Consider the following 11,653-nt stretch of genomic DNA (forward strand, 5'->3'; position numbering starts at 1 on the left):
GGCGGTTCAGCGCGAGCCGACCGCCTGCTTGACCAGGGTCCGCCCGAAGTCCCACATCAGGCCGCTGCCGCGGTGCGCGTCGTCCATCACCTCGGTGAAGGCGTCGACGAAGCGGTCGACCTCCTTCTCGGTGACGATCAGCGGCGGGATCAGCTTGATCACCTCCAGGTGGTCGCCGGAGACCTGGGTGAGGATCCGGTGCCGCTGCAGCAGCGGCACCACCACCATCTGCGCGAACAGCCCCTTGCGGGCGGCCTGCAGCGCCGTCCAGCCGGTGCGCAGCTTGAGCGACTTGGGCCGGCCGAACTCGATGCCGATCATCAGTCCGCGCCCGCGCACCTCGGCGAGCAGCTCGTACCGCTCGGTGAGCGCGGCCAGCCGGCTCCGGAGCAGTTCGCCGACCCGGGCGGCGTTCTCCACCACGCCCTCCTGCCGCATCACGTGCAGGGTGGCCAGGCCGGCGGCCATCGCCTGGGCGTTGGAGCCGAAGCTGGCGGAGTGGACCAGCACCCGGTCCATCGAGGAGTACACCTTCTCGAAGATCCACGACTTGCCGAGGGTGGCGCCGATCGGCACGTAGCCGCCGGAGAGCGCCTTGGCGGCGCACACCAGGTCGGGGCGGACGCCCTCCTCGGCCTGGTAGGCGAAGAAGGTGCCGGTGCGGCCGACGCCGGTCTGCACCTCGTCGCAGATCAGCAGCGCCTTGTGGGCGTGCAGCAGTTCCTGGGCGGCGGCCAGCCAGCCGGGCGGCGGGGCGAGCACGCCCTTGCCCTGGATCGGTTCGACGATCAGCGCCGCGACGTCGCCCTTCTTCAGCTCCTTGCGCAGCGCGTCCAGGTCGCCGAGCGGGATCGGGGTGTCGGGCAGCAGCGGGTCGAAGCCCTTGCGGAAGCCGGCCTCGCCGTTGACCGAGAGCGAGCCGGCGGTGAGGCCGTGGAAGGCGTGGTCGGCGTACAGGACGCGGCGCCTGCCGGTGGCGTAGCGGGCGAACTTGAGCGCGGTCTCGACCGCCTCGGTGCCGCTGTTGCCGAAGAACACCCGGTCCAGGCCGGGGGCGTGGGCGATCAGCTGCTCGGCGAGCAGGCCGGGCAGCGGGGAGCAGTCGAAGCGGGTCAGGTCGGCCGTCTCCAGCTCCATCGCCTGCTCGATCGCGGCCCGGACGGCGGGGTGGTGCCGGCCGAGCGCGAAGATGCCGAACCCGGCGAGCATGTCGAGGTACTCGTTGCCCTCGGCGTCGTAGAAGTACGGGCCCTTGGCGCGTTCGTAGTACCGGTCGAAGCCGATGGTGTGCAGCATCCGGGGCAGCTGCGGGTTGAGGTAGCGGGCGTGCAGCTCGTAGCGCTCGCCGCCCCGGGCGTCGAGCAGGGCGGCGAGGTCGAACGGTTCGGCCTGGGTCACGCTGGTTCTCTCCGATCGGTGGCTACTTGCGCGGCACCCGGGGCCGGTACTCCTGGGCGCCGCTCCGGGTGCCGGGCAGCAGGCGGCGGGCGTAGGCGGCGGTCTGGGCGGCGACGCCGGTGCCGGTGAGTCCGATCTCCTCCAGGATCTCACCGCGCGAGGCGTGCGCCAGGAACTCCTGCGGGACGCCGAGGTCGCGCAGCGGGGTGTCGACCTCGGCGTCCCGCATCGCCTGGGCGACGGCGGCGCCGACGCCGCCGGCCCGCCCGTTGTCCTCGACGGTGACCACCATCCGGTGCGCGGCGGCCAGCGCGACGAGGGCGGGGTCGACGGGCTTGACCCAGCGCGGGTCGACGACGGTGGCGGTGATGCCCTCGGCGGCGAGCAGCGCGGCGGCGTCCAGGCAGGCGGGGGCCATCGAGCCGACGGCGACCAGCAGCACGTCGGGGCTGGGGCCGGTGCGGGCCAGCACGTCGACGCCGCCGATCCGCTCGACCGCCGGGATCTCGGGGCCGAGGTCGCCCTTGGGGAAGCGCACCACGGTGGGCGCGTCCTCGACCGCGACGGCCTCCCGGAGCTGTTCGCGCAGCCGGTCGGCGTCGCGCGGCGCGGCCAGCCGCAGCCCGGGCACGACCTGCAGGATCGACATGTCCCACATGCCGTTGTGCGAGGCCCCGTCGTTGCCGGTGACCCCGGCCCGGTCGAGCACGAAGGTGACGCCCAGCTTGTGCAGCGCGACGTCCATCAGCACCTGGTCGAAGGCCCGGTTCAGGAAGGTCGCGTACACCGCGACGACGGGGTGCAGCCCCCCGGTGGCCAGGCCGGCGGCGGAGGCGACGGCGTGCTGCTCGGCGATCCCGACGTCGTAGGTCCGCCCGGGGTGCGCGGCGGCGAACGGGCCGAGCCCGACGGGGTGCAGCATCGCGGCGGTGACGGCGACCAGGTCGGGCCGCTCGGCGCCGAGGGCGAGCATCTCCTGGCTGAACACCGAAGTCCAGGAGGCCCCGGCGGACGGCGAGATCGGCAGGCAGGTGTACGGGTCGATCGGGCCGACGGCGTGGAAGCGGTCGGCCTCGTCCTGCTCGGCGGGCCGGTAGCCGCGGCCCTTGACGGTCAGGCAGTGCACGATGACGGGCCCGCCGAAGTTCCGGGCCTGGCGCAGCGCCTGTTCGACGGCGGCGATGTCGTGGCCGTCGATCGGGCCGAGGTACTTCAGACCGAGGTCCTCGAACATGCCCTGCGGGGCGAAGGCGTCCTTGAAGCCCTTCTTGGCGCCGTGCAGCGCGTCGAACAGCGGCGGCCCGACCACGGGGGTGCGCTGCAGGGCGTCCTTGCCCCAGGCGAGGAAGCGCTCGTAGCCGCGGGTGGTGCGCAGGGTGGCGAGGTGGTGGGCGAGGCCGCCGATGGTGGGCGCGTAGGAGCGCTCGTTGTCGTTGACGACGATGACCAGCGGGCGGTCCTCGGCCTCGGCGATGTTGTTGAGCGCCTCCCAGGCCATGCCGCCGGTGAGCGCGCCGTCGCCGATCACGGCGACGGTGTGCCGGTCGGCGCCGAGCAGTTGGTTGGCCTTGGCGATGCCGTCGGCGTAGCCGAGCGCGGTGGAGGCGTGCGAGTTCTCGATCAGGTCGTGTTCGGACTCGGCGCGCGAGGGGTAGCCGGAGAGGCCGTCCTTGGCGCGCAGCCGGCTGAAGTCCTGCCGGCCGGTGAGCAGCTTGTGCACGTAGGCCTGGTGGCCGGTGTCCCACAGGACGCGGTCGCGCGGGGAGTCGAAGACCCGGTGTAGGGCGATGCTGAGCTCGACCACGCCGAGGTTGGGGCCGAGGTGGCCGCCGGTGCGGGTGACGGCGTCGATCAGGAAGTCGCGGATCTCGTCGGCGAGCAGCGGCAGCTGCTCGGGGTGCAGTCGTCTGAGGTCGGCGGGCCCGGTGATCTGGCTCAGCAGTGGCATGTCGTACCCCTCACGGCCGGTTCGTCGTACGTGGCTGTCTGGTCCAGCCTGCGGCCCGGCGGGCGCGGTCGCCTGTCGGCGTGGTCCGCCCGCGCCGGGCCGTGACGGCCGGTCAGACCGCCTTGGGCGAGGCGAGGGTCTCGCGGGCGGCGCGGATCGACTCCTTGAGCGAGCCCATGGTGGCGAGCACGGCGGTCGGTTCGTACCCGCAGTGGGCCATGCAGTTGTCGCAGCGCGGGTCGCGGCCGCGGCCGTACTTGTCCCAGTCGGTCTTCTCGATCAGCTCCCGGTAGGTGGGGACGTACCCGTCGGACATCAGGTAGCAGGGGCGCTGCCAGCCGAACAGCGAGTAGTTGGGGATGCCCCAGGCGGTGCACTCGAAGTCGACCTTGCCCTCCAGGAAGTCCAGGAAGAGCGGGCTGTGGTTGAGCCGCCAGCGCCGCCGGTTCCCGCCGGAGAAGGCTTTCCGGAAGAGTTCGCGGGTCTGCTCGACGCCGAGGAAGTGCTCCTGGTCGGGGGCCTTCTCGTACGCGTAGGCCGGGGAGATCATCATCTCGTCGACCTTGAGGTCGTCGTTGAGGAAGTCCAGCACCTCGACGACGGTCTGCGCGGTGTCGGTGTTGAAGAAGGTCGAGTTGGTGGTGACCCGGAAGCCCCGCCGCTTGGCCTCCTTGATCGCCTCGACGGCCTCCGCGAAGGTGCCCTCCTTGGCCACCGAGGCGTCGTGCCGCTCCTCCAGGCCGTCGATGTGGACGGCGAAGGTGAAGTACGGCGAAGGGGTGAACTTGTCGAGCTTCTTGCGCAGCAGCAGGGCGTTGGTGCACAGGAAGACGTACTTGCGGCGCTCGACCAGCTGGCGGACGATCTCGTCGATCTGCGGGTGCATCAGCGGCTCGCCGCCGGCGATGGAGACCATCGGCGCCCCGCACTCCAGGACCGCGCCGACCGCCTGGGCGACCGGCATCCGCTGCTTGAGGACGCCCGCCGGGTGCTGGATCTTGCCGCAGCCCTCGCACTTGAGGTTGCAGGCGAACAGCGGCTCCAACTCGACGATGAGCGGGAACTTGTCCCGGCGCCTGATCTTCTGCTGCATGAGGTAGGTGGACACGCGGATGGTCTGACGCAGCGGCATGGCCATGGCTTAGCTCGCCTCCTGGGGGAGCGTCGAGGGCTGTGGGTTCGTCAGCTGTGCGGGCGTGGCGACCTCCTGCCGGTGCCACGCGGTGAGGGCGGGTACGGCGGCCCGCAGGGACCGCCAGGCGCGCACCCCGGCCGGCAGGGTGCCGGGGCGGACGAGTTCCCGCTCGGGGGTGTCGACCACCACCCGCAGCACGGCCGCGGGCAGTTCGGGGGCGTGGGCGGCGCGGGCGGCGAGGACGGCGGCGGCCTCCATGTCGACGGCGAGCGCGCCCTCGCGGTGCAGCCGGGCCCGTTCGGCGCCGCGCACCACGCGGTCGGCGGTGCGGTGGGTGCCGAGGTGGACCCGCAGGCCGGCCTCCTCCAGCGCGGTGGCCAGCGCGGGCGCGGAGGCCAGCGGGTGGGCGGCGCCCTCGGCGTCGGTGACCCGGTCGGCGACGATCACCTCGCCGGGCCGCGTCCCGGGGCCGAGCGCGGCGCCGAACCCGGCGACCACCAGCGCCCCGTAGCCGCCCGCGTCGAGCAGCGCGGCGGCCTTCCGCCCGGCGGCCCGGCGGCCCATCCCGGTCCTGGCCAGCACCGGCGGCCCGCCGGCCGCGCCGGACCAGTCCCCGCCGCGCAGCGCCCAGGCCTCCGGCCCGAGCGCGCAGAGCACCAGCAGCGGCCCGCTCACTTCCCACCGCCCCGGCCGAGCGGGGCGTCGTGCAGGTAGCGGCCGAGCGCGGTGACCGGGAAGACCAGGCGGTACAGGTGGTAGTTGATGGAGAAGTCCCAGGGGAACCCGGTGCCGGTGAACTGGGGTTCGTCCCACGTCCCGTCGGGGCGCTGGGTGGTGGTCAGCCAGGCGACGCCGCGCTCGACCTGCTCCGACTCGCGCTCGCCGGCGGCCAGCAGCGCCATCAGCGCCCAGGCGGTCTGCGAGGCGGTCGACTCGCCGCGGCCGGCCCAGGTGGCCGGGTCCTCGTAGGAGCGCATGTCCTCGCCCCAGCCGCCGTCCGGGTTCTGCCGGTCGGCCAGCCAGGCGACGGCGCGCCGGACGGCGGGGTGGCCGGGGGTGATCCCGGCGGCGATCAGGGCGGGCAGCACCGAGCCGGTGCCGTAGATGTAGTTGGTGCCCCAGCGGCCGAACCAGGAGCCGTCGGCCTCCTGGTGGCGCAGCAGCCAGGCGACGCCGCGCCGGGTGCGCGGGTCGCGGGTGCGGCCGGTCTCGGCGAGCATCTCGACCACGTGCGCGGTGACGTCGGCCGAGGGCGGGTCGATGACCTCGCCGAAGTCGCAGAACGGCAGCTTGTTGGGGAGCGTGCTGGTGTTGTCGGCGTCGAAGGCGCCCCAGGCGCCGTCCTTGGACTGCATGCCGAGGTTCCAGTCGACGGCCCGTTCGACGGCGCCGGCCAGCCGGGCGGTGTCGGGGTGGTCGATCCGGCGCAGCGCGAGGACGACCTCGGCGGTGTCGTCGACGTCCGGGTAGGTGTCGTTCTGGAACTCGAAGGCCCAGCCGCCGGGGGCCAGCCGGGGCCGTTTGACGGCCCAGTCGCCGCGGGTGGTGATCTCCTCGCCGAGCATCCAGTCGCCGGCCCGGACCAGCGCGGGGTGGTCGCCGGGCAGTCCGGCGTCGCGCAGCGCGATGGCGGCCAGGCAGGTGTCCCAGACCGGGGACTGGCAGGCTTCCATCCAGCGCTTGCCGTCGTCGGTGTGGACGGTGAAGGAGTCGAAGGCGGCGAGTCCGGCCTTCATCACCGGGTGGTCGAGCCGGTAGCCCATCAGCCGCAGGGCGATCAGCGAGTAGACGGCGGGCGGCTGGATGCCGCCCCAGCAGCCGTCGGCCTCCTGCCGTTCGATGATCCAGGCGGCGGCCTGCCGCAGCGCGAGGCGGCGGACCGGTTTGATGGCGTGCCGGTGGTAGCGGTGCATCAGCTGGTCGAGCCGCTGGAACAGGCCGTCCCAGCTGTGCGCGGGGGCGAGCGGCCGGTCGGGGTACGGGTCGGCGGGGTCGGCGTGCAGTTCGGCGAGGCCGAACGGGGCGGGGCGGACCGGGCGGTGCGCGGAGACCACGGTGAGCGGGACGATGGTCTGCCGGGCCCACTGGCCGAAGGAGTAGATGTTCAGCGGCGCCCAGTTGGGCAGGAACAGGATCTCGGGCGGCAGTTCGGGGAGCTTCTCCCAGGGCCACCAGCCGAACAGGGCGAGCCAGATCCGGGTGAACACCCGGGCTGCGGCGAGGCCGCCGCGTTCGCGGACGAAGGCGGCGGCGGCCCGCATGTGCGGGGCGTCCGGGGCGTCCCCGGCGAGCCGGAGGGCCACGTACGCCTCGACGGTGGTGGAGAGTTCGGGCGGGCCGCCGTGGAAGGTGGCCCAGGTGCCGTCCTCCCGCTGCCGGGAGCGGATCCAGGCCGCGGTGGCCCGGGTCTGCTCCTCGGTGCGGATGCCCAGGAACTCCCTGAGCAGCAGGTCTTCGGCGTCCATGGTGACGTTGGTCTCCAGGTCGCCCTTCCACCAGCCGTCGGCGTGCTGGAGTGACAGCAGGTGCGCGGTGGCGCGGCTGAGCGCCGCCGCTGGTGAGGAATCGTCAGATCGTGCTGGGGCAACTGAGGTTTGGGGTCCGAGCCTTCCACCCGCGGTTGCTGTCACTCTTACGTCACCTCTCTCTGACCACCACGAATTCGGCGAGTGCGACGAAGTGCTCGCGCACCTCGTCGGCCATCGGCACCTCGCCGAGGGCGGCGAGGGCGGTGTCGTACTGGCGGCGGGCCTCTTCCTGGGTCCAGGCCCGGCCGCCGGCCCGCTCGATCAGCGCGGCGCGGGCGGCGAGCACGTGCTCGTCCTCCTCGCCGCGACCGGTCGGGTCGGCCAGCTGTGCGGCCAGCTCGCGGGAGGCGGTGCCCCCCTCGGCCAGCGCGGCGCACACCGGCAGCGACTTCTTCCGCGACTGGAGGTCGCTCCAGTGCGGCTTGCCGGTCACTTCGGTGGCGCCCCAGATGCCCAGCAGGTCGTCCACCGCCTGGAACGCGAGCCCGAGGTGGTAGCCGTACCGCTGGAGCGCGTCGGACACCCGGTCGTCGGCGCCGGCCAGCACCGCGCCGATCGCCGCCGAGGCGGCCAGCAGGGCGCCGGTCTTGCCGCCCTCCATGGCCAGGCACTCCTCGACCGTCACCGCGTCGCGCTGTTCGAAGGAGACGTCGAGCGCCTGCCCGTCGATCAGCCGCCGGGTGGCGGTGGTGATCAGCCGGACGGCGCGGGCCGCGTCGACCGGGTCGGCCCCGCCGGTCACCGCGGCGTCCAGCAGGACCTCGGTGCCGAGGGTGGCCAGCGCGTCGCCGGCCAGCACGGCCTGCGCCGGGCCGAACACCGTCCAGGCGGTGGCCCGGTGCCTGCGCGTCTCGTCACCGTCCATCAGGTCATCATGGAGGAGGGAGAAGTTGTGCACCAGCTCGACCGACACGCCGCCGGGTACGCCCACCTGCGCGTTCGCGCCCACCGCCTCGGCGGAGAGCAGGGCCAGCGCCGGGCGCACGGCCTTGCCGCCGTCGCCGGCGGCGGGGTTGCCGTCCCGGTCGATCCAGCCGAAGTGGTAGGCGGCGACGGAGTCCATCGGTGCGGCCAAACGGGCGACGGCCGCGCGCATCGGCGGCGTGCAGAGCGTGCGTCCGCGCGCCAGCAGGTCGAGGACGGTCGGGGTGTCCTCGACCGTCGAGCCGGTGCGTGCCTCCACGTGGGTTCCCTCTCGGTGCGTCCGCCCGGCCGCGGTGCGCGGTCGGCGGGGTGTGGTGTCGGTGGTCGGCGGGTGGGCGGGCGGCGTCATCGGGGCCACCGTCCGTCCCCCCGGTCGACCGGGAGCCGGCCGTGGCCGGCCAGCGCGGCGTCGGCGGCCGTGTGGCCGCTGCGCACCGCGCCTTCCATGGTCGCTGGCCATCCGGTGGCCGTCCAGGACCCGGCGAGCAGCACGCCGGGGACGTCGGTGCGCGCGCCGGGGCGCAGTCGGGCGGTGCCGGGCGCCGGGTCGAACGTGGCGGTGCGCTCGCGGGTGACGAAGAAGTCGAGCACCCGGGCGCCGCGGGCGGCGGGCAGCAGGCGTTCCAGCTCCGGCAGGTAGCGGGCGCGCAGCTCGGCGACCGGCAGGTCGATCTCGTCCTCGGCGGCGGACTGCGAGACCGCCAGGTACTGGGCGCCGGGGACGTCCAGCCCGGAGTGCCGGGTGCGGTCGAAGACGAACTGGACCGGGGAGCCGAGCGCGGCGAAGAACGGGCGGCGGATCAGCCGCCGGTCGTAGACGGCGTGCACGTTGAGGATCGGGGCGGTGCCGAAGCCGGCCAGCCGGTGCTGGTCGGGGACGGCGCCGTCGGGCAGCAGCGCGGCCGCGGTGTCCTGGGCGCCGGCCAGCACGACGGTGTCGGCGGTGAGCAGTTCGCCGCCCTCCAGCCGGACGGTGTTCTGCTCGGCGGCCTTCAGTTCGGCGGCCCGGGTGCGCAGCAGCACCCGGACGCCGGCCCGCTCCAGCTCGGCCAGCGCCCGGTCGTGGTGGATCTCGCCGAGCGGGACGGCGGCGGTGCCGATGTCGGCGGCGCCGGGGTCGGAGAGCAGGCCGGTCTTGAAGACCTTGGCGGCCAGCGCCAGCGAGGTGCGGTCGGCGGTGGCGTTCAGGGTGGCGACGCCGACGAGGTCCCAGACGGCCTCGACGGTGGCGGGGGTCTGGCCGTGCCGGCGCAGCCACTCGCCGAAGGAGAGGTCGTCCAGCGCCGGGTCGGCGGGGTCGAGCTTCTTCAGGGCGAGCGCGCCGCGCACCACCCGCAGCCGGTCGGCGGGGCCGAGGTGGCGGTAGGTGGCGAGGCTGCCGGCCAGGTGCAGCGGGACGGGCAGCTCGGCGCGGCGGAGCCGGCCGAGGCTGCGGGTGCCGTCCGGCGCGAGGGCGAGGACCGGTACGTCCAGCCGGGGCTGGAGGTCGACCAGGCCGTCGGCGCCGAGCCGGTCGACCAGGCCCCGGTAGGCGGTGCAGCAGCGCAGGTAGACGTGCTGGCCGTTGTCGACGGTCAGGTCGCCGCGCTTGAAGGAGAAGGCCAGGCCGCCGAGCCGGGGCCGGGCCTCCAGCAGGGTGGTGCGGACTCCGGCGTCGGCCAGCCGCAGGGCGGCGGTGATGCCGGCCAGGCCGCCGCCGACCACCACGGCCGTGCGTTCGCGCCGCGCTGTCGGCGTGCTCATCGGCCCTCCTGTTCGGCGGTGGACTCTGGGCACAACAACGTGCGCGTGCGTCGTGATTCCCCGTTGACACAGCGTGACATAACTGGCGCGAGAATCAAGAACGCCCTCCGGCGAGCCCGGACAGTGCCACGTACGCCTTCTCCCAGCCGGGCAGCGAGACCCGGCCGCGGAGCACCGCGTGCGGGTCGGCGGCGATCCGGCCGAGCAGGCGGTGGTAGATGCCGGCCATCGCGGCGGTGGCGGCGCGGCTGCGGCGGTCGAGCATCGGGAGCAGCCGCAGGCCCTCCTCGAAGGCGGCCTGGGCGCGTTCGGCCTCGAAGGCGACCAGGCCGGTGAAGTCGGCGCCGACCGGGAGGGCGGGGAGGGCGAAGCCCTGCTGGCAGCCGAACCTGACCAGGTCCTCGGTGGGGAGGTAGGTGCGGCCGTTCAGGGCGTCCTCGCGCAGGTCGCGCAGGATGTTGGTGAGCTGCAGGGCCAGGCCCAGGGTGTCGGCGTACTCGGCGCCGCGCTCCCAGTCCTCGCAGCCGTAGACGCCGAGCGAGAGCCGGCCGACCGAGCCGGCCACACAGCGGCAGTAGACCTTGAGCTCGTCGTAGTTGGTGTACTCGACGCCCTTGAGGTCCATCTCGACGCCGTCGACCAGTTCGTCGAAGCCGCCGAGCGGGATCGGGAAGCGGCGGGCGGCGTCGGCCAGCGCGACCTTGATCGGGTCGGTGTCCTCCTCGCCGACCTCGCCGGCCCGGACCTCGTCCAGCAGGACGCGGGTGCGGGCCAGCGCCTCGGCCTTCTGCTCGGCGGGCAGCTCGCCGTCGCCGATGTCGTCGACCCGGCGGGCCAGCGCGTAGAGCGCCGACATCGCCAGCCGCTTGGCCTCGGGCAGCAGCCGGATGCCGTAGCTGAAGTTGCGGGCCTGGAGGGCGGTGACCGCCTCGCAGTACCGGTAGGCCGCCATGACCGGCGCGGACGCCAGTGGTGATGCCCCCACGCGGGCGCTCACCTTCCCTTCACGAAGAGTGCCGCCGCCCGGCCGGCCAGGCGGCGCTTGTCGGGCTTCGCCCGGTGCGCGAGCACGTCGAACCTGACCGCCTCGATGGCGTCCAGGGCCGCGTACCCGCCGGCGGTGAATCCCGCCAGCAGCAGTCGGAGCCTTCCGTGAACCGTACCCACCAGCGGTGCGCCGCGGTCGAGCAGGGTCCGGGCCCGGCTCGCCTCCCAGGCGACCAGCTGGCGGACGCCGCGGGTGGCGGTGTCGGCGGCGAGGTCGCGCTCGGTGACGCCGAAGGCGGCGAGGTCCTCCTGCGGGAGGTAGATCCGGCCGCGGGCGAGGTCCTCGGCGACGTCCTGGAGGTGCTCGACGATCTGCAGCGCGGTGCAGATCGCGTCGGACAGCTCGATCCGCTCCGGGGTGGCCCGGCCGGCCAGCGCGAGCACCAGCCGGCCGACCGGGTCGGCGGAGAGGGTGCAGTAGTGGCGCAGGTCGGCGTAGGTGGCGTAGCGGGAGGTGGTCTGGTCCACCCGGTTGGCCTGGATCAGGCGGCGGAACGGCTCGGGGGTGACGGCGTGCCGCTCGATCAGCGGGACGAGGCCGCGCAGCAGCGGGTGCCGGGGCTCGCCGGGGTCGGCGCCCAGGACGGTGCCGTGCGGGGCCGGGTCGTCGCCGAGGGCGGTGGCGAAGGCGCGGTCGAGGTCGCGCTCCAGGCCGTCCAGCAGGGCGAGCCGGAAGCCGTCGTCGGCCGCGTCGCCGGGGACGTCCAGCAGCCGGGCGACGGCGGCCGGGTCGGCGAGGTCGCCGTCGCCGGCGTCGTCGACCAGGCGGGCGAAGCCGTAGACCGCCATCAGGTCGCCGCGCCAGGCCGCGGGGAGGAAGCCGGGGGCGACCGGGAAGTTCTCCAGGTCGGCCTTGTCCAGCGTCACCGCCGCTGTCTGGTTATCTGACTTAATTGAATCCGACACTGCCGTCACTCCCCCGTTCTACAC

General features: G+C 74.1%; 9 protein-coding genes. All 9 read right to left on the reverse strand.

The features are described from left to right. Positions 1-6 precede the first annotated feature (6 nt). The 9 genes from KSE_RS08610 to hpnC all read right to left on the reverse strand — a co-directional run bounded on the left by KSE_RS08610 (position 7) and on the right by hpnC (position 11,590). Positions 7-1,398, reverse strand: a complete 1,392-nt coding sequence (locus KSE_RS08610; RefSeq protein WP_014134897.1) for an aspartate aminotransferase family protein — start codon at positions 1,396-1,398, stop codon at positions 7-9. A gap of 22 nt (positions 1,399-1,420) precedes the next feature. Beyond that, the gene (gene dxs, locus KSE_RS08615; RefSeq protein WP_014134898.1) at positions 1,421-3,346 is read right to left on the reverse strand and encodes a 1-deoxy-D-xylulose-5-phosphate synthase; all 1,926 of its coding nucleotides are present in this window, start codon (positions 3,344-3,346) and stop codon (positions 1,421-1,423) included. Positions 3,347-3,458: 112 nt separating this feature from the next. Next, the gene (gene hpnH / locus KSE_RS08620) at positions 3,459-4,484 is read right to left on the reverse strand and encodes an adenosyl-hopene transferase HpnH (RefSeq protein ID WP_014134899.1); all 1,026 of its coding nucleotides are present in this window, start codon (positions 4,482-4,484) and stop codon (positions 3,459-3,461) included. A 3-nt stretch (positions 4,485-4,487) separates the two neighbouring features. Beyond that, positions 4,488-5,156 (reverse strand): phosphorylase family protein, encoded by a 669-nt coding sequence (locus KSE_RS08625; RefSeq protein ID WP_014134900.1) that lies wholly within the window; start codon positions 5,154-5,156, stop codon positions 4,488-4,490. Further along, positions 5,153-7,111 carry a squalene--hopene cyclase gene (gene shc, locus KSE_RS08630; RefSeq protein WP_014134901.1) on the reverse strand — a complete coding sequence of 653 codons (1,959 nt, stop codon included), beginning with the start codon at positions 7,109-7,111 and terminating at the stop codon, positions 5,153-5,155. Before shc ends, KSE_RS08625 begins: the two co-directional genes overlap by 4 nt. A gap of 7 nt (positions 7,112-7,118) precedes the next feature. Further along, a complete protein-coding gene (locus KSE_RS08635; RefSeq protein WP_081539830.1) occupies positions 7,119-8,282 on the reverse strand; it encodes a polyprenyl synthetase family protein in 1,164 nt (387 codons plus the stop codon). Next, positions 8,279-9,676 carry a hydroxysqualene dehydroxylase HpnE gene (hpnE, locus tag KSE_RS08640; RefSeq protein ID WP_033257998.1) on the reverse strand — a complete coding sequence of 466 codons (1,398 nt, stop codon included), beginning with the start codon at positions 9,674-9,676 and terminating at the stop codon, positions 8,279-8,281. The genes KSE_RS08635 and hpnE overlap by 4 nt, the downstream gene beginning before the upstream one ends. 94 nt (positions 9,677-9,770) lie before the next feature. Then, the gene (gene hpnD, locus KSE_RS08645; protein WP_051055143.1) at positions 9,771-10,628 is read right to left on the reverse strand and encodes a presqualene diphosphate synthase HpnD; all 858 of its coding nucleotides are present in this window, start codon (positions 10,626-10,628) and stop codon (positions 9,771-9,773) included. A gap of 41 nt (positions 10,629-10,669) precedes the next feature. Then, entirely contained in the window at positions 10,670-11,590 is a 921-nt protein-coding gene (gene hpnC / locus KSE_RS08650) for a squalene synthase HpnC (protein WP_231873145.1), read from the reverse strand. Positions 11,591-11,653: the final 63 nt, after the last annotated feature.

It is taken from the genome of Kitasatospora setae KM-6054 (genome assembly GCF_000269985.1).
In the GTDB taxonomy this organism is placed as follows: domain Bacteria; phylum Actinomycetota; class Actinomycetes; order Streptomycetales; family Streptomycetaceae; genus Kitasatospora; species Kitasatospora setae.